This is a genomic window from Terrabacter koreensis, assembly GCF_054783315.1.
Genome location: NZ_BAAGQU010000002.1, coordinates 192307 through 216585, shown reverse-complemented (window position 1 = coordinate 216585; position 24279 = coordinate 192307). Strand labels below are relative to the sequence as shown.

General features: G+C 71.9%; 22 protein-coding genes, 2 tRNA genes and 1 pseudogene. 9 read left to right on the top strand and 16 right to left on the bottom strand.

Annotated elements, in window-relative coordinates:
- Nucleotide 1: 1 nt before the first annotated feature.
- From ACYVNR_RS01380 to ACYVNR_RS01355, 6 genes are all read right to left on the bottom strand, one after another.
- The gene (locus ACYVNR_RS01380) at nucleotides 2-1015 is read right to left on the bottom strand and encodes a FecCD family ABC transporter permease (protein WP_461046359.1); all 1014 of its coding nucleotides are present in this window, start codon (nucleotides 1013-1015) and stop codon (nucleotides 2-4) included.
- A gap of 50 nt (nucleotides 1016-1065) precedes the next feature.
- The gene (locus tag ACYVNR_RS01375) at nucleotides 1066-2115 is read right to left on the bottom strand and encodes a FecCD family ABC transporter permease (RefSeq protein ID WP_461046046.1); all 1050 of its coding nucleotides are present in this window, start codon (nucleotides 2113-2115) and stop codon (nucleotides 1066-1068) included.
- Entirely contained in the window at nucleotides 2112-3170 is a 1059-nt protein-coding gene (locus ACYVNR_RS01370) for an iron-siderophore ABC transporter substrate-binding protein (RefSeq protein WP_461046044.1), read from the bottom strand. Before ACYVNR_RS01370 ends, ACYVNR_RS01375 begins: the two co-directional genes overlap by 4 nt.
- A 125-nt stretch (nucleotides 3171-3295) precedes the next feature.
- Nucleotides 3296-4024 (bottom strand): SDR family NAD(P)-dependent oxidoreductase, encoded by a 729-nt coding sequence (locus tag ACYVNR_RS01365; RefSeq protein WP_461046043.1) that lies wholly within the window; start codon nucleotides 4022-4024, stop codon nucleotides 3296-3298.
- A 135-nt stretch (nucleotides 4025-4159) separates the two neighbouring features.
- On the bottom strand, nucleotides 4160-4918 hold the full coding sequence (locus ACYVNR_RS01360) for an SDR family oxidoreductase (RefSeq protein ID WP_461046041.1): 759 nt from the start codon (nucleotides 4916-4918) through the stop codon (nucleotides 4160-4162).
- Nucleotides 4918-6063, bottom strand: a complete 1146-nt coding sequence (locus ACYVNR_RS01355) for an acyl-CoA dehydrogenase family protein (protein WP_458803160.1) — start codon at nucleotides 6061-6063, stop codon at nucleotides 4918-4920. The genes ACYVNR_RS01360 and ACYVNR_RS01355 overlap by 1 nt, the downstream gene beginning before the upstream one ends.
- A 98-nt stretch (nucleotides 6064-6161) precedes the next feature.
- Here ACYVNR_RS01355 and ACYVNR_RS01350 point away from each other — a divergent pair, with 98 nt between their 5' ends.
- Together ACYVNR_RS01350 and ACYVNR_RS01345 are read left to right on the top strand one after the other, a co-directional pair.
- Nucleotides 6162-6830, top strand: a complete 669-nt coding sequence (locus ACYVNR_RS01350) for a TetR/AcrR family transcriptional regulator (RefSeq protein WP_461046039.1) — start codon at nucleotides 6162-6164, stop codon at nucleotides 6828-6830.
- A 41-nt stretch (nucleotides 6831-6871) separates the two neighbouring features.
- On the top strand, nucleotides 6872-7384 hold the full coding sequence (locus ACYVNR_RS01345; protein WP_461046037.1) for a 2'-5' RNA ligase family protein: 513 nt from the start codon (nucleotides 6872-6874) through the stop codon (nucleotides 7382-7384).
- A 16-nt stretch (nucleotides 7385-7400) separates the two neighbouring features.
- On the opposite strand, the gene yczE is transcribed toward ACYVNR_RS01345, so the two are convergent.
- A complete protein-coding gene (gene yczE, locus ACYVNR_RS01340; protein ID WP_461046035.1) occupies nucleotides 7401-8105 on the bottom strand; it encodes a membrane protein YczE in 705 nt (234 codons plus the stop codon).
- A gap of 61 nt (nucleotides 8106-8166) precedes the next feature.
- On the opposite strand from yczE, the gene yczR reads away from it, so the two are divergent.
- Both yczR and ACYVNR_RS01330 read left to right on the top strand, forming a co-directional pair.
- Nucleotides 8167-9612 (top strand): MocR-like transcription factor YczR, encoded by a 1446-nt coding sequence (gene yczR / locus ACYVNR_RS01335; RefSeq protein WP_461046034.1) that lies wholly within the window; start codon nucleotides 8167-8169, stop codon nucleotides 9610-9612.
- A 20-nt stretch (nucleotides 9613-9632) separates the two neighbouring features.
- Nucleotides 9633-10688 (top strand): magnesium transporter CorA family protein, encoded by a 1056-nt coding sequence (locus tag ACYVNR_RS01330; protein WP_461046032.1) that lies wholly within the window; start codon nucleotides 9633-9635, stop codon nucleotides 10686-10688.
- 130 nt (nucleotides 10689-10818) lie between these two features.
- Here the strand turns inward: ACYVNR_RS01330 and ettA are convergent, their stop codons facing one another.
- The 6 genes from ettA to ACYVNR_RS01300 form a co-directional block, all read right to left on the bottom strand.
- Nucleotides 10819-12501 carry an energy-dependent translational throttle protein EttA gene (ettA, locus tag ACYVNR_RS01325; RefSeq protein ID WP_045190187.1) on the bottom strand — a complete coding sequence of 561 codons (1683 nt, stop codon included), beginning with the start codon at nucleotides 12499-12501 and terminating at the stop codon, nucleotides 10819-10821.
- A gap of 129 nt (nucleotides 12502-12630) precedes the next feature.
- Nucleotides 12631-13230: a single-stranded DNA-binding protein gene (locus ACYVNR_RS01320; RefSeq protein ID WP_045190189.1), complete on the bottom strand. Its 600-nt coding sequence runs from the start codon at nucleotides 13228-13230 to the stop codon at nucleotides 12631-12633.
- A gap of 204 nt (nucleotides 13231-13434) precedes the next feature.
- Nucleotides 13435-15144 carry a GTPase gene (locus tag ACYVNR_RS01315; protein WP_461046029.1) on the bottom strand — a complete coding sequence of 570 codons (1710 nt, stop codon included), beginning with the start codon at nucleotides 15142-15144 and terminating at the stop codon, nucleotides 13435-13437.
- Nucleotides 15141-16850: a GTPase family protein gene (locus ACYVNR_RS01310; RefSeq protein ID WP_461046027.1), complete on the bottom strand. Its 1710-nt coding sequence runs from the start codon at nucleotides 16848-16850 to the stop codon at nucleotides 15141-15143. The genes ACYVNR_RS01315 and ACYVNR_RS01310 overlap by 4 nt, the downstream gene beginning before the upstream one ends.
- A 94-nt stretch (nucleotides 16851-16944) precedes the next feature.
- Nucleotides 16945-17017, bottom strand: a tRNA-Arg gene (locus ACYVNR_RS01305).
- 67 nt (nucleotides 17018-17084) lie between these two features.
- Nucleotides 17085-18275: a PrsW family intramembrane metalloprotease gene (locus ACYVNR_RS01300; RefSeq protein WP_458803144.1), complete on the bottom strand. Its 1191-nt coding sequence runs from the start codon at nucleotides 18273-18275 to the stop codon at nucleotides 17085-17087.
- Nucleotides 18276-18355: 80 nt separating this feature from the next.
- Here ACYVNR_RS01300 and orn point away from each other — a divergent pair, with 80 nt between their 5' ends.
- Together orn and ACYVNR_RS01290 are read left to right on the top strand one after the other, a co-directional pair.
- Nucleotides 18356-18979: an oligoribonuclease gene (orn, locus tag ACYVNR_RS01295; protein WP_461046025.1), complete on the top strand. Its 624-nt coding sequence runs from the start codon at nucleotides 18356-18358 to the stop codon at nucleotides 18977-18979.
- A gap of 110 nt (nucleotides 18980-19089) precedes the next feature.
- Nucleotides 19090-19165: transfer RNA gene (locus tag ACYVNR_RS01290), tRNA-His, on the top strand.
- Between the two features lie 75 nt (nucleotides 19166-19240).
- Here the strand turns inward: ACYVNR_RS01290 and ACYVNR_RS01285 are convergent.
- The 3 genes and pseudogenes from ACYVNR_RS01285 to ACYVNR_RS01275 form a co-directional block, all read right to left on the bottom strand.
- Nucleotides 19241-19699: a hypothetical protein gene (locus tag ACYVNR_RS01285; protein ID WP_461046024.1), complete on the bottom strand. Its 459-nt coding sequence runs from the start codon at nucleotides 19697-19699 to the stop codon at nucleotides 19241-19243.
- Nucleotides 19696-20895 (bottom strand): right-handed parallel beta-helix repeat-containing protein, encoded by a 1200-nt coding sequence (locus ACYVNR_RS01280; protein ID WP_461046022.1) that lies wholly within the window; start codon nucleotides 20893-20895, stop codon nucleotides 19696-19698. Before ACYVNR_RS01280 ends, ACYVNR_RS01285 begins: the two co-directional genes overlap by 4 nt.
- Nucleotides 20896-20951: 56 nt before the next feature.
- Nucleotides 20952-21167: pseudogene (locus tag ACYVNR_RS01275) on the bottom strand (hypothetical protein); the annotation flags it as partial.
- Between the two features lie 175 nt (nucleotides 21168-21342).
- On the opposite strand from ACYVNR_RS01275, the gene ACYVNR_RS01270 reads away from it, so the two are divergent.
- From ACYVNR_RS01270 to ACYVNR_RS01260, 3 genes are read left to right on the top strand one after another with little or no spacing between them, the layout of a single operon-like run.
- Nucleotides 21343-22086: a (Fe-S)-binding protein gene (locus tag ACYVNR_RS01270; RefSeq protein ID WP_461046020.1), complete on the top strand. Its 744-nt coding sequence runs from the start codon at nucleotides 21343-21345 to the stop codon at nucleotides 22084-22086.
- A complete protein-coding gene (locus tag ACYVNR_RS01265; RefSeq protein ID WP_461046018.1) occupies nucleotides 22083-23588 on the top strand; it encodes a lactate utilization protein B in 1506 nt (501 codons plus the stop codon). Before ACYVNR_RS01270 ends, ACYVNR_RS01265 begins: the two co-directional genes overlap by 4 nt.
- The gene (locus ACYVNR_RS01260) at nucleotides 23585-24214 is read left to right on the top strand and encodes a LutC/YkgG family protein (RefSeq protein WP_461046016.1); all 630 of its coding nucleotides are present in this window, start codon (nucleotides 23585-23587) and stop codon (nucleotides 24212-24214) included. The genes ACYVNR_RS01265 and ACYVNR_RS01260 overlap by 4 nt, the downstream gene beginning before the upstream one ends.
- The last annotated feature ends 65 nt before the right edge of the window (nucleotides 24215-24279 follow it).

Here is a 24279-nt window from a genome sequence, read left to right as displayed (position 1 = left end):
GTCACGCCTTTCCGGCTCGACCCGCGGTGACGAGGACCGCGAGCATGAGGGGGGCACCGAGGGCGCCGGTGACGACGCCGACAGGGAGGTTGACGTCGGGGATGAGGTAGTCGCCCGCGAAGTCCGAGAGCACGACGACGACGGCGCCGACGAGGGCGGCTGCCCAGAGCGAGGGCCGGCCGCCGCACAGCTGCCGGGCGATGGGGCCCGACAGGAAGGCGACGAAGGCGATCGGACCGGTCGCGCTCGTCGCGACAGCCGCCATCGCGACCGCGACCACGAGACCCCGCCGGGCCCGTCCGGCCGGCGCCCCGAGGGTCGTCGAGAGGTCGTCGCCGAGCTCGGCCAGCCGCATCCAGCGAGCGCAGAGGGCGAGGACCGGCGCGAGCACGACCAGCGCGACCGCGAGCAGCCCGATGACCGGCCACGTCGCCCGGGCGAGCGAGCCGGTGAGCCAGACGAGCGCGGCCTGCGCGTCCTGGATCGACGTGCGGGTCATGACGAGCTGGATGACGCTCGAGAGCATCGCCGCGATGCCGATGCCGACGAGGACCATCCGCTGGCCGGCGAGCCCGGTCCCGCGCCCGACGGCATGCATGAGCAGGCTCACGGCGAGCGCGCCGGCGAGGGCCGCCGCGGGCAGCCAGAGCCCTTGGGCGTCGAGCGTCGTGAGGGCGACGACGGCCGCGGCCGACGCGCCGAGGCTGATGCCGATGATGTCGGGGCTCGCGAGCGTGTTGCGGAGCGTCGTCTGGAACATCGCGCCCGCGGCGCCGAAGGCCAGCCCGGCCAGGGCGCCGAGGAGGGCACGGGGCAGCTTGGCCTCCATGACGATGAACGAGGCGCCCGGGGCGTTCGGCAGCGGCTCGCCGCGCAGGATGGGCACGAGGTCGGCGAGGGCCACGACGTACTCGCCGAGGAGCACCCGCACGAGCACGGCTGCGCAGGCGGCGGCGGCGAGCGTCGTCAGCACGAGCCGCACCCGGCGGGCCGGCCGGCGCCGTGCGCGCCGCACGCGGTCCACGGCGGAGGATGCGGCGGGCGCCGGGGCAACGGCCGTGGCGGTCACAGGCTCGCCATCCGTCCGCGACGCACGAGCAGCACGAAGATGGGCACGCCGACGACGGCGGTCATGATGCCGGCCTGCACCTCGCTGGGCTGGGCGACGAGTCGGCCGACCGTGTCGGCGAGCAGCAGCAGCGCCGGCCCGCCGATGAGACACACGGGGATGATGCGGCGGTGGTCGGGTCCGACGGCGAAGCGCGCGCCGTGCGCAACGACGAGGCCGAGGAAGCCGATCGGTCCGGCAAGCGCCGTCGAGGCGCCGCAGAGGACCGCGACCCCGAGCGCGACCGCGGCGCGGGCCAGCACGAGGTTCTCACCGAGGCCGCGCGCGAGGTCGTCGCCCAGCGCCAGTGCATCGAGCCGTCGCACGGTAAGGAGGACGAGGGCGAGACCGACGGCGAAGAAGGGCAGCACGGTGACGACGAGGTCGAGCCCGCGGCCCCCGATCGTGCCGACCTGCCAGAAGCGGAAGGAGTCGAAGGACTGCTTGCTCGACACGAGGAGTCCCGACGACCAGCTTGCGAGGCCGGCGGTGACCGCCGCCCCCGCGAGGGTGAGCCGCAGCGGCGTCACCCCTCCCCCGGCCAAACCGGCCAGCGCGTGGACGAGCACCGCGGCGAGCCCGGCGCCCGCCATCGCCCACCAGACGTAGCCGGTGAGCGACCCGACGCCGAAGACGGCGATCGCGACGACGACGGCTAGGCTCGCGCCGGCGTTGACCCCGAGCAGTCCGGGGTCGGCGAGCGGGTTGCGGGTCAGTCCCTGCATGGCCGCGCCTGCGACGGCCAGCGCTGCGCCCACGAGGACCCCCACGACGGTGCGGGCGACCCGCGCCTCGATGATGCCCCGGTCGGCGATGCCGTCACCGTCACCGGTCAGCACTCGTGCGACATCGGTGAAGGGAACCGCCTTGGAGCCCAATGTGATCGACGAGAGCACGGCGACGAGGAGCAGCACGAGGAGTACGGCGACGAGCACCGGGCCGCTGCCGGAGCGGGTGGCGGCCGGAGGCGTGACACCCGTCCGGTCGGCGGTCCGTGTGGTGCTCATGAAGGGGCGTCGGCCCTGTCGGCGGCGGCTGCGACGAGCGGGACGAACAGCTCGGTCATGTACGGGATCGACAGCGGGGTGGGCGAGCTCATCGTCAGCCCGACCTTCTCGTCCTTGGTCGCGACCAGGGCGCCGGATCGGATCGCCGGAACCTGCCCGACGAGCGGGTCCTCCTTCATGGCGGCGACCTGCGAGTCCTCGGTGACGTAGGTGAGGAACACGTCTGAGGTCAGCGAGGCGGCCTGCTCGGAGCTGACCGTCAGGTAGAACTCCCTGGAGTTCCTGGCCCGCTGCTCCACGAAGGGGGCGTTCTTCATGCCGAGCTCGGTGAGCATCCGCGGACGCAGGTCGCTCGGGGTGTAGAAGCCGATCTGCGAGAGGTCGGTCGGGGCGATGTAGCCGTAGATGAACGTCTTGCCCGCGAGCTGCGGGTACTTCGCCTTGGCGGCGTCGAGGGCGGCGACGGTGCTCTTCTCGACCTCTGCGGCCTGCGTCGTGCGGCCGAGGGCCTTGCCGATCGTCTCGAGGGAGTCCTGCCACGGGGTGCCGTAGGCGACCTCGGGGTAGGCGACGACGGGTGCGAGCTTGCGCAGCTTGTCGTACTCCTCCTTCGTGATGCCGGAGTTCGTCGCGAGGATGAGGTCGGGCTGCAGTTTCGCGATCTCCTCGACCGGGTTGCCGTCGGCGTCGTCGAAGCGGGTCGGCTGCGCTCCGCCGATGGCGGCGAGCTGCGTGTCGAACCAGTCGGTGGAGAGGTTGGCGTTGCCGCCCCACGTGACCTTGGGGGCGCCGACCGGGGCGACCCCGAGGGCCGCGACGTGGTCGGCGTCGGACCACCCGAGGGTGACGACGCGCTTCGGCTCCTTCGTGATGGTGACGCTGCCGAACGCGTCGGTGAGCGTGACGGGGTATGGCGTCGCGTCGGCCCCTCCCGGCCCGCTCGTCCCGCTGGCGGGGGCCGGGTCGGCGCCGCCGCCGGTGGGTCCGGTGGTGCAGCCCGCGAGCACGAGCAGCGCCGCGGCAGCGGTGAGGAGGGCAGTTCTGAGGCGGGGCACGGCGACGGTCTCTCTCTGAGGTGACGGGAACCCGGTCCACCTCGGACACCCGAGCGGACTTAGGTAAGGCTCACCTTAGTAAGGCCTGCCTAAATCGTGTCAACTCGTCCCAGCTCGGCACCCGGTCACCACGGGATCGGGTGTCCGTCGCGCAGGAAGGCGCCGGACGGACCGCCGTCGGGCAGGACGACAGCCGCGATGACCGAGGCCGCCCCCTCCTCGACGGGCCGCGCGCCCATCTGCTCCGCGCCCGGCCACGTGGCCGTGAGGCCCGGGCAGACGGCATTGACGAGGACCCCGGTCCCGGCGAGCTCGGCCGCCAGGGTGGCCGTCAGGGCGTTGAGGGCGGCCTTGCTGATGCCGTAGCTCGCGGCGGCACCACCGCGACGGGTGAGGCCGAACTGCTCGTCCCCGTGCGACCCTCCGCCGCTCGAGACGTTGACGACTCGTGGGTGCGGGCTCTCCCGCAGCATCGGCAGCAGCGCCTGGACCATGCGCCACGCGCCGAAGAGGTTGGTGTCCATGACGTCTCGCGCCACGTCGAGATCGGCGGCCGAGGCGACCTCGGTCCAGTCGACGAAGGCGGCCGCGTTGTTGACGAGCACGTCGAGCCGCCCGGTGACGTCCCGGACCGCGGCCGGCACCGCCGCGACGGCTCGCACGTCGGCGACGTCGAGGCCGAGCCCCAGGGCTCGCACGTCGCCCCGGTCGGACAGCTCGGCCGCCGTCGCCAGAGCCGCGGCCGCGTCACGGCCCGAGACGACGACGGTGAACCCCCGCGCGGCGAGGTCGGCGGCGACCTGGCGCCCGATCCCGCGTGCGGCTCCCGTGACGAGTGCGACAGTGTCGGACACGACTTCCTCCTGGGTCCTGGTGAGTGCCAGGTCAACGCTGGCACCACCGGGCCGACCCGGGGAAGGTTCCTGTCCACCCATGGCCCACGGCGGCATACGTGATCGACGTATGCCGCTGTGGGCCAAGGGGACTCGCTACAGGGCGCCGCCCAGGGTGACGCCACCGTCGATGGTCAGCGTCTGGCCGGTGATCCACGAGGCGTCGCGGCTGAGCAGGAAGCTGACCGCGCCCGCGACGTCCTCGGGAAGGCCGAGACGCTTCATGGGGTACGCGCGGACGACCTTCTCCTCGCGCCCCTCGTAGAGCGCCTCGGCGAACTTCGTCTTGACGACAGCCGGCGCGACGGCGTTGACGCGCACGTCGGGACCCAGCTCGTAGCCGAGCTCGGTCGTCAGGTGGATGAGCGCGGCCTTGGACACGCCGTACCAGCCGATGACGCCGCTGGCGCCCTGTCCGGCGACCGACGCGAGGTTGACGACCGCGCCCGAGTGCTCGGCGTCGCCGAGGCCTGCCGCGACCGCCTTCCTGATCCACGAGAACGCGGCCACGACGTTGACGTCCAGCACCTTGCGGGCGACGTCGAGGCCGCTGTCGAGCATCGGGCCGTAGGCGGGGTTGATGCCCGTGTTGTTGACGAGCAGGTGCAGACCGCCGAACGTCTCGCGCGCCGCAGCGACGACCTCGTCCTGGTGTGCCTCGTCGGCGGCGTTGCCGGCGATCCCGAGCGCGTGCTCGGGGCCGCCGAGCTGCTCGACCGCCTCGGCGAGCGCCTCGGGCTTGCGTGCCGTGATGACGACCTTGGCGCCGTCGGCGACGAGCCGCTCGGCGATGCCCAGGCCGATGCCGCGGCTCGCACCCGTGACGATCGCGACCGCTCCGGAGTGGACCCCCATCAGAAGCCGAGGTCCCGGCCGATGAGCTCCTTCATGATCTCGTTCGAGCCGGCCCAGATCTTCGTGACGCGGGCGTCACGCCAGGCGCGGGCGACGCGGTACTCGTTCATGAACCCGTAGCCACCGTGCAGCTGCACGCAGTGGTCGAGCACCTCGTTCTGCACCTGCGAGCTCCACCACTTGGCCTTGGCCGCGTCGACGGCCGACAGCTTGCCGTCGGCGTGGGCCGCGACGCAGTCGTCGACGTACGCCTCGGCGACCTCGATCTTCGTCACGAGCTCGGCCATGAGGAACTTGTTGTGCTGGAAGGCACCGATCGGCTGGCCGAAGGCCTTGCGGTCCTTCGCGTACTGGATCGTCTCCTCGAGGATCTTCTTCGCGTGGGCGACGTTGGAGACGGCGGCGCCGATGCGCTCCTGCGGGAGGCGCTGCATCATCGCGATGAAGCCCATCCCCTCCTCGCCGAGGCGGTTCTCGTCGGGCACGCGCACGTTCTCGAAGAAGAGCTCGGCGGTGTCGGACTCGTCCATGCCGACCTTGTCGAGCTTGCGGCCGTTGTTGAAGCCCTCCATGCCGCGCTCGACCATGAAGAGCGTGATGCCCTTGGCGCCCTTGGACGCGTCGGTGCGGGCGGCGACGATGACGAGGTCGGCCTGGTAGCCGTTGGTGATGAAGGTCTTGGACCCGTTCAGCAGCCACGCGTCCCCGTCGCGGACCGCGGTGGTCTTGAGGGCTGCGAGGTCGGACCCGCCCGAGGGCTCGGTCATCGCAATGGCACAGATGAGGTCGCCGCTCGCCATGCCGGGCAGCCAGCGCTGCTTCTGCTCCTCGGTGCCGAGGTCGACGATGTAGGGCGGACAGACGTCGGAGTGGATGCCGAAGCACGAGCTCGTCGCGGCGTTGAAGCGCGACATCTCCTCGGCGACGATCGCGTTGAACCGGTAGTCGTCGACGCCGGCGCCACCGAACTCCTCGGGGATGTCGAAGCCGAAGAAGCCCTGCTTGCCGGCCTCGGTCCAGATGTCGCGCGGGATCGACTTGAGCTCGACCATCTCCTCGGCACGGGGGGCGAGCGTGCGGGCGACGAACTCTCGCGCGGAGGCGCGCATCGCCTCGTGGTCCTCGTCGTAGATGTTGCGGGGCATGGCGTCCTCCATCGGGCGTGCTCACGGGTGCGACGCGCCAGTACCGATCGGTAACTAAGCGCTTGCTTAGTCTGACTCCGCTGCGGCATGCTGTCAACGTGCCGCAGCCATCCACGACGTCCTCCGCGACCTCCTCAGCGGCGCCCGCCGCGTCGGGCGCATCGGGCGCGTCGTGCGCGCCGACGTCCGACCCCGACGCGACCACCGTCGACCGCCTGCTGCAGGCTGCCGCCCACGCCTTCGCCGACAAGGGCTTCCACGCCACGACGACCCGCGACATCGCCTCAGGCGCCGGACTCTCCCCCGCCGGCGTCTACGTCCACTTCGGTTCGAAGGAGGAGCTGCTCTTCAACCTCAGTCGCAGCGGACACGAGTCGGCGCTGCGGCTGCTGCGCTCGGCCATCGCCGAGGGCCCGACGCCTGCCGACCAGCTCGCCAACGTCATGGCACGGTTCTCCGAGTGGCACGTCGAGCAGTACCAGGTCGCGCGAGTGGTGCAGTACGAGCACCACCACCTCACCCCCGAGCACCACGCCGAGGTGCTGGCCCTGCGCAAGGAGATGGACTCCCTCGTGCGCGACGTCCTCGAGCGCGGCGTCATCGACGGCGCCTTCACGGTCGACGACAGCGCCCACACGGCGCTCGCGCTGCTCTCGATCGTCGTCGACGTCGCCCGGTGGTACTCCCCCACCATCCGGCGCACGCCGGCCGAGATCGGGTCGACGAACGCGGCCCTCGCCCTGCGGCTCGTCGGCGCCGAGCGCTGACCAGCGAGGACGCCCGGCGGGTGGTGCCGCACGGGCACAGCGTGCTGCAGGTGCCGGTGCCGCAGCTCGAGCCCTACGTGCGCACGCGCCACGAGCACTACGACCAGGCGTACGTCTCCGACGACCCCGACTTCGGGCACGCGCACGTCACCGCGCTCGCGCCGTTCCTGCCTGCCGAGTCGCTGACCCCTGCGACTCTGGCGGCAGTGGCCGAGATTGCTTCGGAGACAAGGTCATTCGAGTTCACCCTCCAGCGCATCGACACCTTCCCCAACGGCATCGTGCACCTCCTGCCCGACCCTGCGACGTCGTTCGCGTCCCTGACCCGACGGCTGTGGGCGGCCTTCCCGGAGTGCCCGCCGTATGCCGGCGAGTTCGGCGACGTGGTGCCGCACCTGACGCTCGACGCCCTCTCGGGGGACGTCACCGAGGCCTCGACGGCGCGGGCGGTAGGTCCGTGGCTGCCGGCCCGCTGCCGCGCCGAGCAGCTGCAGCTCGCGTGGTACGAGCCCGGCGCCTGCCGGGTGCTGCAGACCTGGCCTCTCGGGGGCTGACGAACGCGCGCCGCGCTCAGCAGGGCGTCGCGCCGATGGCGGACGGCGGGGTGACCGCAGCCGCGGCCGGCTGGGGCGCCGCGGGCGCGAGCTCGACGGTGAGCCGCGGGAGGAAGAACTGGACGAGTGGACCGATGGAGACGGCATACAGCACGGTGCCGAGCCCGACGGGGCCGCCGAGCAGCCAGCCCACCGAGAGCACGACGACCTCGATCGTCGTGCGGACGAGGCGGATCGAGAGGCCGGTGCGGCGGGCGAAGCCGGTCATGAGACCGTCGCGTGGGCCCGGGCCGAGCTGGCTGCCGATGTAGAGGCCGCCGGCGACACCGTTGAGCACGATGCCGGACGCGAGCAGCACGATGCGGGCCCAGAGCGACTCAGGTGCCTCGATGAGCGCCAGCCCCGCGTCGGCGGCGAGGCCGATGACGACGACGTTGGCGACGGTGCCAAGACCCGGCCACTGCCGCAGCGGCACCCAGAGCAGCAGCACGAGTGCCCCGACGATGATCGTCACCGTGCCGAACGACATCGGCACGTGCGTCGTGATGCCGGCGTGGAACACGTCCCACGGGTCGAGGCCGAGCGTCGAGCGGATCATCATGGCCATCGAGACGCCGTAGAGGGTCAGGCCCACGAGCAGCTGGACGACGCGGCGCGGCAAGCGGCCGGCGCGCAGCTGCTGCCGCGGGGAGAGGTTCGCGAGGGGCACGTGGCGTCTCATGTCGTCCATCCTCAGGGCCACTGGCCTGACTTTTAAGGGCCAATCGTGCAAGAGTGGCCCGATGCGCACCATCTCGGCTCGCTCTCTGGCCCTGCTTCTCGGGACCGACCCGCTCCCCCGGCCGACGTACCGGGGACTGGCCGACGGCATCCGGCGCCTCGTCGCGGACGGCCGCGTCCTCGTCGGCACCCGGCTGCCGAGCGAGCGCACGCTCTCGGGCGAGCTCGGGCTCAGCCGTACGACCGTCGGTGCCGCCCTGGACGCGCTGCGCGACGAGGGGTTCATCGCCACCCGCCGCGGGTCCGGCAGCGTCGTCTGCCTGCCCGCCGGCCCTTCCGGCCTCGCGTTGTCGCAGGCCGGCCTCATCCCCACCGATGTGCCACCGGACGTCATCGACCTCACGTATGCCGCCCTCCCGGCCGCGGCGGGGGTCACTGCAGCCTACGAGCGCGCCCTGACCGAGCTGCCCCGCCACCTCGCGACGGCCGGCTACGACCCGAGAGGGCTCCCTGAGACACGCGCCGCGGTGGCTGCCTGGTTCGAGGGCCGCGGGCTGCCCACGTCGCCCGACCAGGTCGTCATCACGTCCGGCGCCCACGGCGGACTGTCCGCCGTCCTGCGCGCGTGCCTCGAGCCCGGCGACCGCGTGCTCGTCGAGAGCCCCACCTACCCCAATGCCATTGTGGGAGTGCGTCGTTCGTCCTACCGCGCGGTCCCGGCCCAGCTCACGCCGACGGGGTGGGACGTCGAGGCCATCGAGGTCGGGCTGCGTCAGAGCGGCGCGCGAGCGGCATACCTCATACCCGACCACCAGAACCCGACGGGTCTCGTCATGGACGGCGACACCCGGGAGGCCCTGGCGCCGGTGCTGGCCCGGTCGAGCACGGTCCCCGTCGTCGACGAGACCTTCGTCGAGCTCGGCCTCGACGACCCCACCGGGTCGGCGCTCCCGCCGCCCTTCGCCCTCACCTCGCGCGGGACGCACACGCTCGGCAGCGCGGGCAAGACGTGGTGGGGTGGGCTGCGGGTCGGCTGGGTGCGGGCCCCCGAGGGCGCCGTGGAGGCGGTCATCGAGGCCCGGCACAGCCTCGACCTGGGCACCGCGATCCTCGAACAGCTCGTCGTGGCCGACCTGCTGCGCCAAGGTGACACGCTGCTCGTGGAACGCCGCCGCGAGGCGCGGGCACGACGCGACGCGCTCGTGGCCGCCCTGCACCGGCACGTGCCGCAGTGGCGGTTCGACGTGCCCAGCGGCGGTCTCAACCTCTGGTGCGAGCTGCCGGCCCCACGCGGCGACGAGCTCGCGCGCGTTGCGGAGTCCGCCGGGGTGCGGCTCGCCCGTGGCGGCCAGTTCGGCGTCGAGGGCGGCCTCACGCGCTGGGTGCGGGTGCCCTTCTGCGTGGCCCCCGACGAGGCCGACGAGGTGGGCCGCCGGCTCGCCGTCGCCTGGCAGCTCGCCCTCGGAGAGCGCCCGACATCACGCGAGGTCACGCCACTGATCGCGTGATCGGCTGCGAGACTGAAGACGTGAGCAGCAGCGGAGCGGGACGCGTGACCAGCTGCCGGTGGGAGCACGGCAAGGTCGTCGAGGAGGGCTTCCCGCTCGACGACGTCTCCGAGCACCTGGGCGACGAGGCCTCGCTCGTCTGGGTCGACCTGTGCGAGCCCGACCACGTGGGGCTGCTCGCCCTCGCCGAGGAGCTGGGCCTGGACCCGCACGCGGTCGAGGACGCGGTGACGGCCGGCGAGCGCCCCAAGGCCACACGCCACGCGCGCCACACGTTCCTCACCGTCTATGCGGCGAAGCTCGACACGGCCACCGCGCGGTCAGAACCCCTGACGCCCAGCGCCGTGCGCCTCGACCCGACGGCTCGCGAGTCGCGCCTCCGGACGACCCGCATCTCTGCCTTCGTGCTGCCACGTGGTGTCATCACGCTGCGCAGCGACGACTCGTTCGACCTGCAGCCGGTGGTGGAGCGCTGGAACGACGACCCCGAGCTGCTGCGGCTCGGCGTCGGCGCGCTCGTGCACGGGCTGCTCGACACCGTCGTGGACGGGCACTTCGAGGCGATCCAGCAGCTCGACGACGCGATCGAGGGGCTGGAGGATCTCCTCTTCGACGAGAGCGGCAACGTGCACGCCGTACAGCTGCGCACCTACCGGCTGCGCAAGGAGCTCGTCGAGCTGCGCCGCGCCGTGCTGCCCATGCGCGACGTCGTCAACGCCGTGCTGCGCCACCGCAGCGACCTCGAGCAGCGCCACCCCGAGCTCGACGGGTTCTACGACGACCTCTACGACCACGTGCTGCGCGCGGCCGAGTGGACCGAGTCGCTGCGCGACATGGTGACCACCGTCTTCGAGACCAACCTGTCACTGCAGGACGCCCGCCTCAACACCGTCATGAAGAAGCTCACCGGGTGGGCCGCCATCATCGCGGTGCCCACGGCCGTCACCGGGTGGTACGGCCAGAACGTGCCCTACCCCGGTTTCGGCCAGCCGGTGGGAGTGCTCGTCAGCGCGGCCGTCATCCTCGGGATCGCTGCCACGCTCTACGTCGTCTTCCGGCGCCGGAACTGGATCTGACCCCGCGAGAGCCGGCCCCGGGTCGACGGTCACGAGCAGCCAGCACGAGTCGCGGCACGACGACGGACCGGGCACCGAGGTGCCCGGCCCGTGGCCTGCGACGGCGAGGCCCCAGGGTCTCAGCCTGGTGTCAGTCGCGCGTCAGCTTGCGGTAGGTGACGCGGTGCGGGCGCGCCGCCTCGGGGCCGAGCCGCTCGACCTTGTTGGCCTCGTAGGACTCGAAGTTGCCCTCGAACCAGTACCACTTCGCCGGGTCGTCCTCGGTGCCCTCGTAGGCGAGGATGTGCGTCGCGATGCGGTCGAGGAACCACCGGTCGTGGGTGATGACGACGGCGCAGCCGGGGAAGTCGAGCAGGGCGTTCTCGAGCGAGCCGAGGGTCTCGACGTCGAGGTCGTTGGTGGGCTCGTCGAGCAGCAGCAGGTTGCCGCCCTGCTTGAGGGTCAGCGCGAGGTTCAGACGGTTGCGCTCACCACCCGACAGCACGCCCGAGAGCTTCTGCTGGTCGGGGCCCTTGAAGCCGAACTGCGACACGTAGGCCCGCGACGGGATCTCGACGTTGCCGACCTTCATGTAGTCGAGCCCGTCGGAGACGATCTCCCAGAGGTTCTTCTTGGGGTCGAGGCCCTCACGGCCCTGGTCGACATAGGAGATCTTGACGGTCTCGCCGATCTTGACCTCGCCCGAGTCGGGCTGCTCGAAACCGACGATCGTCTTGAAGAGCGTCGACTTGCCGACGCCGTTGGGGCCGATGACACCGACGATGCCGTTGCGCGGCAGCGAGAACGAGAGGTTGTCGATCAGGACGCGGTCGCCGAAGCCTTTCTTGAGGTTCGTGACCTCGATGACCGTGGAGCCCAGACGCGGGCCCGGGGGGATCTGGAGCTCCTCGAAGTCGAGCTTGCGGGTGCGCTCGGCCTCGGCGGCCATCTCCTCGTAGCGGGCCAGGCGCGCCTTGCTCTTGACCTGACGGCCCTTGGCGTTGCTGCGGACCCACTCGAGCTCGGTCTTGAGACGCTTGGCGAGCTTCGCGTCCTTCTTGCCCTGGATCTGGAGGCGCTCGGACTTCTTCTCGAGGTAGGTCGAGTAGTTGCCCTCGTAGGGGTAGAGACGCCCGCGGTCGACCTCGGCGATCCACTGTGCGACGTTGTCGAGGAAGTAGCGGTCGTGGGTGACGGCGATGACGGCGCCCGGGTAGCCCTCGAGGTGCTGCTCGAGCCAGAGCACCGACTCGGCGTCGAGGTGGTTGGTGGGCTCGTCGAGCAGCAGCAGGTCAGGCTTCTGGAGGAGCAGCTTGCACAGCGCGACGCGTCGGCGCTCACCACCGGAGAGGTTGGTGACCGGCGAGTCGGCCGGCGGGCAGCGCAGGGCGTCCATCGCCTGCTCCAGCTGGCTGTCGAGGTCCCACGCGTCGGCGTGGTCGATGTCCTCCTGCAGCTTGCCCATCTCAGCGAGCAGCGCGTCGTAGTCGGCGTCGGGGTCGGCCATCTCGGCGGAGATCTCGTTGTAGCGGTCGAGCTTCGCCTTGATCTCGCCGGCGCCCTCCTCCACGTTGCCGAGGACGGTCTTCTCCTCGTTGAGCGGTGGCTCCTGGAGCAGGATGCCGACGCTGGCGCCGGCGGCGAGGCGGGCCTCGCCGTTGCTCGGCTGGTCGAGTCCGGCCATGATCTTGAGGATCGTCGACTTGCCCGCACCGTTCGGACCGACCATGCCGATCTTCGCGCCGGGGTAGAACGACATCGAGACGTCGTCGAGGATGACCTTCTCGTTGTGCGCCTTGCGCGCACGGGTCATGGTGTAGATGTACTCGGCCATGCGCACACGCTATCTGTCTGCGCACGCCCCACCGAAATCGGTGCCGCCCTGCCAGGACGGCTGCGGGCTGCGGCGACGGGAGTGGTCCGGCCGCCGCAGCCGTGCGCCTTCGTCACGGGCACCGACGACTCAGGCCGAGGCGCCGACGACCTCGTAGTCGTCCGTCTCGGGGTCGCCCGTCGCGAGGACCCCGGCATCCCGCCCGGCCTCGGTGCCGATGGCGTCGACGTCGGGCTGGTAGTCGTCGTCGACCACGCCGTCGGCGTCGACGTAGTCGGGCCGGTCGCCGACGGCCTGACCGCCGCCCAGCGCCCGCACGGCCTGCTGGACGTCGGGGTCGGCGGTGCGGTCGTGGCCGAGCGCGGCCGCGCGGCTGACGCGCTCGAAGCTCGCGCGCCCCCAGGTGAAGTCGTGCCCGATGTGGTCTGCGTCGATCTGGGGAGAGGTGTGCGCGTTGCCGTCGTTCCCGATGTAGGTCCTGATCGCGAGCTTGCCCTCGACGAGGACGGGCTGGCCCTTGCGCAGCCCCGCTGTCGTGTTGGCCGCGAGCGCGTTGAAGGCGATCACGTCGTAGAAGCTCGTCTCGCCGTCGACGAACTTGCCGTCCGCGGTGCGGCGGTAGGGCGTCGTCGCGACACGGAACGTCGTGTACGGGGAACCGTTGCGCGCGACGCGCTCGACGGGCTCGCTGACGACGTTGCCGTGCAGGGTGATGCGGATCTCGTTCACTGGTGGGCTCCTTGGCTCGTGCGTGACGGCTCGGTGCCGCCTGCAGCCCACCCTCGGGTCAGGTCGTCGGCTGCGACAGCCTGCGCGTCGCCGCTGTGGACAGCAGGGCCGGGCGCCGAGGGGATGTGGACGACCCGTCTGCAGGCCTCGCGCCGAGGTGTTTCGCGCCGTCCCACGCGACGGCCTCGACCGGGGAGGAGGGGGTCAGCCGGCTGCGGCGTCCAGGTGCTCGCGGGTCGCACGGTGGCGCGCGAGCACCTCGTCGACCGGGACCAGGATGTGCTCGTCTGCCACCGCAGCCACCGACTCGGAGAGCCGCTTGCCGACCACCGCGCGCCGGTGCCGTGCCCCGATGCGCGCCCAGAAGCGCGACAGCACCCCGAGCCCCAACCCCAGCAGCACGCCACCGACGAGCATCACGAGGGGCAGCGGCACGATGCCGACGGCAGGCGTCTCGGGCCGCGGCAGCTGGAGCAGCGCGAAGCCCCACAGCACGGCGTACCAGACGAGTCCGGCCAGGGCGACGAGGCCGAGCACCCACTGGATGACGTTGACGGTGAACCACCACACCGGGCGACGGGCGCGCAGTGAGGTGCCGATGACGGCGCGGTCGAGCGCGTCGGTGAGGGTGCCCTCGCCCCGGTCGACGGCGTCCTCGACGGTCTGGGCCCAGCGCACCGGGAGCGACTCCGACGCGTCGCGCACGAAGGCTCGGGTGGCCACGTCGACGGCCGACACCGTCGACACGCTCGGGGCCGGGATCGACGACCGGCCGAGCACGGCCCGCACGTCGGCGCCGTCGATGGCGACGGGGATCGGCGGCCGACCGCCGGTGCGGTCGAGACGCAGCCGGCGCAGCGGGTCGGCCGCGAAGCCCTTGGTCCAGCGGGCGAAGAGCCAGCCGGTGTGCGCGAACGCCTCTCGCCGGTAGTCGCGGGCGACGGCGTCCAGCACGATCGGCACACCGGCGGCACGTGCCAGCGACGCGTCGAGCTCGTCGCGCGGGATCGCGCCGACATCGGCCTCGCCGTCCGCCACTCCCGACCGGAGACGCGCGGCGGCGCCGACCACGTCGGCCTTGAGCCGTTGACGCGAGGCCGCATGTCCTGCAACGGCATTGGCGAGACGCTGCTTCAGCTCGGCGACGCCGTTGCCGGTGACCGTGGACGTGGCGAGCACCTGTGCGCCGGTGACGCCGTCGGCGACCAGGAGCCGCGCGAGGTCCTTGCCCACAGTCCTCACCCCCTCGCCCGGGAGCCGGTCGGCCTGGTTGAGCACGGCGAGCGTCACCGCGTCGTGCTGCGACATGAGGCTGACGAACTCGTCGTGCAGGCGGGCGTCGGCGTACTTCTGCGGGTCGGTCACCCACACGAAGACGTCGACGAGCTCGAGGATGCGCTCCGCCTCGCGCCGGTGTGAGAGCTCGCGCGAGTCGAAGTCGGGCAGGTCGAGCAGCACGAGCCCGTCGAGCGAGCCCGCCACCTCGACCCGGACGGGACCGGGGGCCGCCGCACCGTCACCGCGGGGAGCCGAGGCGTCGACGACGTGCCGCTCCTTCACGCCGAGCCAGTCGAGCAGCTCGGACGCGTCGGCGTCACCCCAGATGGCCGCCGTCGGGAGCGAGGTCGTCGGACGGCGCGCGCCGATGGTGGCGACGTCGGCGCCGACGAGCGCGTTGAAGAGCGAGGACTTGCCGCTGCCCGTGGCGCCCGCGAGCGCGACGACGGTGTGCTCGCCGGCGATGCCCAGGCGTTCCACGGCCTTGTCGACGACGCGGCGCGCGCCCTGCACGTGGGTGGGGTCGAGCTCGTCGGCGCCGGACACCAGCGCCATGGACAGCTCGGTGGTGCGGGTGCCGAGCTCGGCAGCCGAGACGGCCTGCACCGACGCGCGCCCCATCCTGATCGGGCTCATCGCGCGTCCTCGACGGCAGCAGCTGCGGCAGTCAGCCGGTCGGTCTGGTCGGTGGCGACCTGCAACGTCGAGACAGCTCCTTCGTAGCGGGCGAGCTCGACGGCATACAGCTCGTCGACGCGGGTGGTCAGCAGCTCCCTGGCCTTGCGCGCCAGCTCGCGGACGGCCTGGTCACCGAAGACGGCCTCGAGCAGCTTCTGGCCGACGACCGCGGTGCCGCCGGCGATGCCGACCTCGGCGCCGGTGATCCCTGCAGTGCTGGCGAAGGTGACGAGCATGAGCACGACGCCGAGCCCGTTGACGCCGTAGGCCATGATGCGCGCGGTCGTGCGACGGTCCTTGCCCTCGTCGCGCACCATCTGCAGGATGTCGCCCTGCCAGTCGCGCACGAGGCGCTGGATGCGGGTCTCGAGGTCGTTGCTGGAGCGGGCGAGCCCGGGGTGGGCGACGATCAGCTGGTCGCCGCCGGGCAAGGTGCGCCAGACCCGGGCGATGGAGCTGGCAGCGAGCTCGGCGCGGTTGACGACGAGGGACTCGACCCCCGACTGGAGCGCCTCCCCGAGGTGGTCGGCCCGGGCCGGCTCGCCGCGCAGGAACGACGTGAACCGGTCACGCACGCGCGACACCGTCGACTCGACCTGCCGGAAGAACTCGCCGGTGCCGACGAACTCCTGCCAGCGCGCGAGCACCTCTCCACGCAACAGGGTCCCGTCGACCATCCCCTCGTGCACCTGGGCACTCGCCTCCGCGTATGCCGCCTCGGCCGCTCCCACGAGCGTGTGGCCTGCCGCCGTCTGCTCCTTCGAGGCGGTGACGAGCGACGTGGTGCGCGCGTCGAGCGAGACGAGGGCGCCCTGGAGCGTCTGGCGGACGACGTCGGCGCGCGCCTGGGCGTCGCCCGCGAGCGCCGCGAGCCAGCCGCGCAGCCGTTGGGTCTGGTCGTCGGGGAGCAGGCCGTCGACGAGCTCGGACTCGACGACGGTGAAGATCGGCGCCTGGTCCAGGCCCTGCTCGCGCAGCATCCCCGCCAGATGGGTGCGGATGTCGTCGACCGCGTTGGGGGGCACGCGGTCGAGCACGACCGCGACCGCGGTGCCGCGCTCGGACGCCTCGCGCAGCAGCTCCCACGGCACGGCGTCGGCGTAGCGGGCGGCGGTGGTCACGAAGATCCAGAGGTCCGCGGCGGCGAGGAGCTGGGCAGCCAGGTCGCGGTTGGCCTCGACGACGCTGTCGATGTCGGGGGCGTCGAGCAGCGCCAGACCTGCCGCCACCTCGTCGGTGGGCACGAGGCGCACGGCGTCCGGCCCGTCGGACGCCGAGTGGCGGCCGGTGATCCGGGCGAGGCCGGGCAGGATGCGGGGGCCGGACAACCACGCCGCGTCGGACGGGTGGTGGATGAGCACCGGCGAGCGGGTGGTCGGCCGAAGCACCCCCGGCAGGGTCACCTCACGGCCCACGACGGAGTTGACGAGGGTCGACTTGCCGGCGCCCGTCGACCCGCCGACGACGGCGAGCAACGGGGCGTCGAGCGACGTCAGCCTCGGGATGACGTAGTCGTCGAGCTGGTCGAGCAGCCGCGTGCGGGTCAGCCGGGCGGCCGGGGCGCCGGGGAGGTCGAGCGGGAGGGTGGCTTCGGAGACGGCGGATCGCAGCGCCTGCACCGCCGAGAGGAGACGGGCATTGCCCACCCCTGTATCACCTGCCACGCCTGAATCCTTCCGTGTTGCGTCGGCACAACCAAACCCATCGGCGGGCGTGCCGTGAACACGTACCCAGTCGTGGCGCCGTCCATGGCGAGAGCGCCCCCGGCAGGACTCGAACCTGCGACCAAGAGATTAGAAGGCTCTTGCTCTATCCGCTGAGCTACAGGGGCGGGCGCCCGAAGCGGGCGCCGTCCAATGATAGGCACCGGCGGCGACGCGCCGGACCGCCCGCCTCGCTCAGGTGACCGGCGAGCCGACGAAGGCGCGACGGTGCGCCGTGATCGCCTCGAGCAGCACCATCTCGCGCTCCGACGCGCCGTCCTCGGCGGTGCCGTGCACGAGCCTCGAGCGCAGCAGCGCCAGGTCGCTCGCACTGTCCTGGAACGCGTCCATCGACCTCTTCGCCGCCCGGCCCCCGTTGCGACGCGCCCACGCCCGCGCGGACCGGCGCAGCCGCAGGTGCGACAGCATCGTCACCTCGGCGTGCGTCAGCCAGCCTGCGTCGGCATACGGCGAGAGGTAGCGGCCGATGAGCCGCCCCTCACGACGGCGCAGCCAGAAGAGGAAGGCCACGAAGGCGAGGAAGAGAGGGACCTGGTAGGTCACGTACGCCTCGAAGAACCCGTCCATGCCGGCGAGCGCGGAGAGGTTCCAGAGGCCGTGGAGGATCATCGCGCACACCCAGCCGACGAGGACCGCCAGCACGCGCACGAGGGGCCGGCGGGCGGACACTGCGATACCGATGCCGATGCCGGTGAGGGACGTGAAGAGCGGGTGGCCGAATGGGCCCATCAGGCCGCGCACGAGGAAGGTGGACGTGAGGCCCTCGTTGCCGTACTCGTTGTAGGCCTGGCCCAGGTAGAGGATGTTCTCACTGAAGGCGAAGCCCGCACCGATGAGACCGGCGTAGACGATGCCGTCGACGATCCCGTCGAACTCGCGGCGACGCAGCAGGTAGATGAGCAGGATGCCCAGGCCCTTGAGCGTCTCCTCCGTGACGGGTGCGAGGTAGACGGCGCCGGTCTGCAGCGGGTCGGTCCAGCTGGCCTCGACGAGCAGCTTGAGGCCGAACGTGTTGAGGAAGAACGCTCCGACGACAGCCACCAGTGCGCCCCACAGGAACGAGAACAACTGGTATCGAACGGGTTCCGCCTCATAGCGGTCGAGCCACAGGAACGTGGGCACGATGATGAACAGCGGGATGATCGCCATCAGCGCCGACGTGACGATGGTCTGCGAGCTGAGCCGCTCGCCGAGGATCCCGAGCAGGATCAGCAGGCACACGAGGAAGACGGAGGCCGAGATCCCGATCGTGAGCGCGGTCCGGAGCATCGGTCTGCGGGTCGGGTTGCGCACCGGGCTCCACTGCTGCGGATGGTTGCCCGCGCCGCCTCCCGGCTGCTGGGTCGTCACGTCCCCTGAGGTCATGCAGGCAGGCTAGTGCAGGGCGGTGCCCGTCGGCCGTCCGTGCGCCGGGACCGTGAGGCCCGAACAACTATGGTGGAGCGGTGAGCGACACCAACCACCGAGCCATCGCCGACCGGATCATCTGGATCGACTGCGAGATGACGGGCCTATCGCTGAAGTCCGACGCCCTCGTGGAGGTCGCCGCTCTTGTCACAGACTTCGAGCTCAACCAGCTCGGTGACGGCATCGACGTGGTCATCAAGCCCCCGGCCGAGGCCCTCGAGCAGATGGACGACTTCGTGCGCGACATGCACACCACCTCGGGCCTCATCACCGAGCTCGACTCGGGTGTGACCCTCCAGGAGGCCGAGCACATCGTCCTCGACTACATCCGCACCTTCGTGCCCGAACCGCGCAAGGCTCCGCTCGGCGGCAACACGGTCGCCACCGACCGCGGCTTCCTCTCACGCGACATGCCGGTGCTCGAGTCCTACCTGCACTACCGCATCATCGACGTGAGCTCGATCAAGGAGCTCTCGCGCCGCTGGTATCCCCGGGTCTACTTCAACGCACCGAAGAAGTCGGGTGGCCACCGGGCGCTGGCCGACATCCGGGAGTCGATCGCCGAGCTGCGCTACTACCGCGAGGCCGTCTTCGTGCCGCAGCCCGGTCCGGACTCGGCCACGGCGAAGGCCCTCGCGTCGCCGCACGTCATCGAGCACTGAGCTGTCCGCCGCACGACGCGGGGTGGTCACGAGCACCCTTGGAGAGCCTGTAGCATTGTCGTCGCCGTGACACGGCGCCGAGCCCTCGGGCCCGGCTCGTGTTGTGCATGGTGGGTGTAGCTCAGCTGGTAGAGCACCTGGTTGTGGTCCAGGTGGCCGCGGGTTCAAGTCCCGTCACTCACCCCAGAAGCGAAGGGCCCCGCACGTGGTGCGGGGCCCTTCGCGCGTCGACGCGGGTCTCGCCCGGTCCGGGTCGACGCGTCAGCGGCCGCAGAGGCGACGCATCGCCGCCACGTCGCCACGGATCACGGCCTCGATGTCGGCGCGCCGGTGGGCGGCTTCCGGCGGGTCGCCCGCCACGGTCGCCAGGGCCACGCGCAGGGCCGCGAGGTCGTCGGCGAGGTTCTGGGTCGCCTCACGCACGTCGTCCGAGCTCGTGGCGCGCGCCGCGGCGGCGGCTCTGCCCCGGAGGGCGTGCACGGACGCAGGCGTGCCGGAGGACGCGGCGGCGCCGGCCGCGTCCTCCGCGAGGGTGCCCATGGCGGTGCACTCGGCGGTCGACGGCAGGGAGGACACCGGGGCCGTCCGCGACACGACGGATGCCGCGTCGCGCGCTGCCTCTCCGGTGGCGCCGTTCGCCGCGACCGCGACTCCCGCGGCCACGCCGAGCGCGAGGGCGGCGCCCAGCAGCGGGCGGAGACGGGCTGATGACCGGTTCATGGCGTCACCTGGCTCAGGGTCGAAGGCTGGTACTCGTAGGCGCCGCGGTCGTCGTACGCGCGGGGGCCGGTGCCGGTGTTCGCCGTGGCCGGGTCGTCGACGCGCGCCCGACCGGCCGCGTCGGTGGTGGGCTCGCCGGGCGCGCCGGAGTTCGCCGAGTCGATCGCGGGCGAACCGGCCCGCAGGGAGAAGTCGCCTGCGGTCGGGTTGCCCAGCCTCGGGTCGCCCTGCAGTCCGCGCGACTCCTGTCCGCTCGCGGTCCGGAAGGCGGCCATCGAGGTGTAGGACGTCGACCCCCAGACCATCATCGTGCCGGTCGTGCTGAGGTTGACGAGGTCGGAGTCGACCGTGGTGCCGAGCTGCGACGTGGAGTCGACGCGGATGTTGCCTCTCGTCCGCGGGCACTTGACCGTGCCGCCGGCGCCGTCGGGGCAGCCGATCGCGTTGTCGACGGCGACGTTGTTCGCGATGGTGAAGCCGGTCGACGTCCCCGAGGCGACCCCTTCGAGGTTGATGCCGGCGCTGACGTTGTTGTAGACGGTGTTGCCCACGACGGAGCTTCCCGTCACCCCGAAGTCGTCGATGCCGTGGTCGCCCGTGATGCACCCCGACGTGTTGCCGGTGGGAGGTGGGCTGCAGTTCGACAGGGCCGCGGTGGTGAACCCCATGTTGTGGTGGCTGACGTTGCCGACGATGGTGTTGCGGTCGCCGCCCGGGTACGACTGGATGCCGGAGTCCTCGTTGTCGTGGGTCCGGTTGCCGGTCACGAGGTTGCCCGGTGCGCGCAGGTCGATGCCGACGGCGTTGCGCACGTAGCCGTACGCGTTCCACGAGCTCTCGTTGCCGACGAGCTGGTTGCCGGTCGAGCCGTTGGTCACGAAGATGCCGGACGCCGAGTTGTCGGTCACGAGGTTGCCCTGCACGACCGATCGGGTCATCGAGTTGAGGTACATCCCGTATGCCGTCACGCCCGACGCGCGCTGGCCCGAGGTGCGCACGGTGTTGCCCGAAAGGGTCAGGCCGGTCGCGTTGAAGACGTAGATGCCGTTGCTCGTGGAGCGCTGGATGGTGAAGCCCGACACCGTGATCCAGCTCTGGTTGGAGATGGTGAACCGTGCTTGGCCCCCGAGATGGTCACCGTGGCTCCGGGTGCGGGCCGGAACACGATGGGCGAGCCGGAGACGCCCGAGTGCCAAGGAAACACCTCGTCGGTGTACGTGCCGCTGGAGACGAGCACGGTCTGGCCGGCGACGGCCACCTTGGCGGCCTTAGCGATCGTGCAGTACGGCACGCTCGAGGTGCCCGTCCCCGTGTCGGAGCACCCGGTCTTGGCCACGTAGAGGGTGCTGACCGCGCCCTCCGCGGCCCCGAGCGGGACTGTCGCCAGCCCCAGTGCGGCGGCGACGCTCGTGGCGAGGCCGATCCGTCGCCGTGACCGTTCGTGCCGGCGTGCCACTGGACGTGCCATCGGCGGGCCCCCGTCTTTCTCGTCCTGCTCTTGGACCTTTCATTGTGGGCAGGAGCGAGCGACGCGTCCTCGCTCCCGCGCACGAGGGGTGCCTACGTCGAATGGTGTACTCCCCCAGTCACGTCCCGAGCACGGAGGCTCGACCGGGTAGGTTGCTGTGACGAGAGGAGTGCGCATGAGGATCGCCTTGTTCGTCACCTGCCTCGGCGACGTGCTCTTCCCCGACGTGGCGCGGGCGACGGTGGCCGTGCTCGAGCGGCTCGGCCACGAGGTCGTCTTCCCCGAGGCGCAGACCTGCTGCGGCCAGATGCACACCAACACCGGCTACCAGCACGACGCCGTCGGCCTGGTGCGCCACCACGTCGACGTCTTCGAGCAGGCAATGGCACGGGGCTGCGAGGCCGTCGTGGCGCCGTCGGGCTCGTGCGTCGGCTCGGTGCGCCACCAGCACGCCGCCGTCGCGAGGCGCAGCGGTGACGAGGCGCTCGCGGTCCGCGCCGAGGCCGTCGCCGCGCGCACCTTCGAGCTGTCCGAGCTGCTCGTCGACGTGCTCGGGGTCACCGACGTCGGCGCCGCCTACCCGCACCGCGTCACCTACCACCCGACCTGTCACTCGCTGCGTCTGCTCGGGGTCGGCGACCGGCCGCTCCAGCTGTTGCGGGCCGTCCGGGGCATCGACCTCGTCGAGCTGCCTGCCGCGGACTCGTGCTGCGGCTTCGGTGGCACCTTCTCGGTGAAGAACGCTGACACCTCGACCGCGATGCTCGCCGACAAGATGTCGGCGGTGCTCGCGACCGACGCAGAGGTCGTCACGGCCGGCGACGCGTCGTGCCTCATGCACATCGGCGGCGGCCTGTCCCGGCTGCGCACCGGAGTGCGCCCGGTGCACCTCGCCGAGATCCTCGCGAGCACCGCATGAGCACCTTCCTGGGTATGCCGCAGGGCCGGGTCCCCGGTCCCGCCGCCGACACTGCGGTGGGCCAGCTCACCGGCGACCGGCCCTTCCCGGCCGCCGCGCGCGACGCGCTGGCGAACACGCAGCTGCGCCGCAACCTCGCCCACGCGACCTCGACGATCCGCGCGAAGCGCGCTGCCGTCGTCGGCGAGGTGCCCGACTGGGAGGCGCTGCGCGAGGCCGGCTCGGCGATCAAGGCCGACACGATGGCCCGGCTGCCCGAGCTCCTCGAGCAGCTCGAGGCCAACGTCACCGCGCGCGGCGGCACCGTGCACTGGGCGCGCGACGCGGCCGAGGCCAACCGCATCGTCCTCGACCTCGTGCGGGCGACGGGCGAGAACGAGGTCGTCAAGGTCAAGTCGATGGCCACGCAGGAGATCGGCCTCAACGAGGCCCTCGAGGGCGCCGGCATCACCGCCCACGAGACCGACCTCGCCGAGCTCATCGTCCAGCTCGGCCAGGACAAGCCGTCTCACATCCTCGTGCCCGCCATCCACCGGGGTCGCTCGGAGATCCGCGAGATCTTCGCCCGCGAGATGCCGGGTGTCGACCCCGGCCTCACCGACGAGCCGGCCGTGCTCGCCGCGGCCGCCCGGACCCACCTGCGTGAGGTCTTCCTCCGGGCGAAGGTGGCCGTCTCGGGCGCCAACTTCGGTGTGGCCGAGACCGGCACGCTGACCGTCGTCGAGTCCGAGGGCAACGGGCGCATGTGCCTCACGCTCCCCGAGACGCTCATCACCGTCATGGGCATCGAGAAGGTCGTGCCGACCTGGCGAGACCTCGAGGTGTTCCTCCAGCTGCTGCCCCGCAGCTCGACCGGTGAGCGGATGAACCCCTACACCTCGAGCTGGGCCGGCGTCACGCCCGGCGACGGGCCGCAGGAGTTCCACCTCGTGCTGCTCGACAACGGTCGCACGCGCGCCCTGGCGGACGACCTCGGCCGCACCGCGCTGCACTGCATCCGCTGCTCGGCCTGCCTCAACGTCTGCCCGGTCTACGAGCGAACCGGAGGGCACGCGTACGGATCGGTCTACCCCGGTCCGATCGGGGCCGTGCTCACCCCGTTCCTCACCGGCATCACCGGCGGGTCCGACCCCAACGACTCGCTGCCGTACGCGTCGAGCCTCTGCGGCGCCTGCTACGACGTGTGCCCGGTCAAGATCAACATCCCCGACCTGCTCGTCGAGCTGCGCGCCGAGCACACCGAGGCGCACGCTGCCAAGCACCGGCTCCCCACATCCGAGGCCGCGGCGATGAGGGCAGCCGCCTGGGTGATGGCCGACCCGAAGCGCTTCGCGCGGGCGGGGCGCGCGGCGACGAGGGGTCGGCACGGCATACGACAGGGCAAGCCGGTGCTGCCGCTCCCGCCGCCGCTCAACGGCTGGACCGCGTCGCGCGACGTGCCGAGCCCGCCCGCCGAGACGTTCCGCGACTGGTGGGCGCGGACGCGAGGTGACCGGCCGTGAGCGCCCGCGACGAGATGCTCGCGCGCATCCGCCGGGCGCGCGGGGACGCGTCCGAGGGGCTGCCCGTGCCCCGCAGCTACCGCGTCGCAGGGGAGCACGCACCCGGCTCCGACGCGGTCGTCGCGCAGCTCGTCGACCGGCTCGAGGACTACCGGGCGACCGTGGTCCGCGCCGGCGGCGACGACGTCGCGATCGGCGCCGCCGTCGCCGCCGCCCTCGCCGGGCGCGGCATCCACGAGGTGCTGCACGCGCCCGGCGTCCCCGACGCCTGGGTGCGCGGGGTCCACGTGGCGCGCAGCGACGACGGCACCGCCTCCGCCCGTGACCTCGACGCGGTGCCGGCCGTCGTCACCGGCAGTGTCGCCGCGGTCTCCGAGACCGGCACGATCGCGCTCGACGGAGGTCCACTCTGCGGGCGGCGCGCGCTCAGCCTCGTGCCCGACACGCACGTCTGCGTCGTACGCGTGCAGGACGTCGTGCAGACCGTGCCCGAAGGCCTGGGCCGGCTCGACCCGACGCGGCCGACCACCCTGATCAGCGGGCCGTCGGCCACCAGCGACATCGAGCTCAGCCGTGTCGAGGGCGTCCACGGCCCACGCACGCTCGTCGTCGTGCTGGCCGGCTGAGACGCACGACCGCCCGTGCCCGACAATGGGTGACATGCTCATGGGAAAGAAGAAGGCCCAGCGGA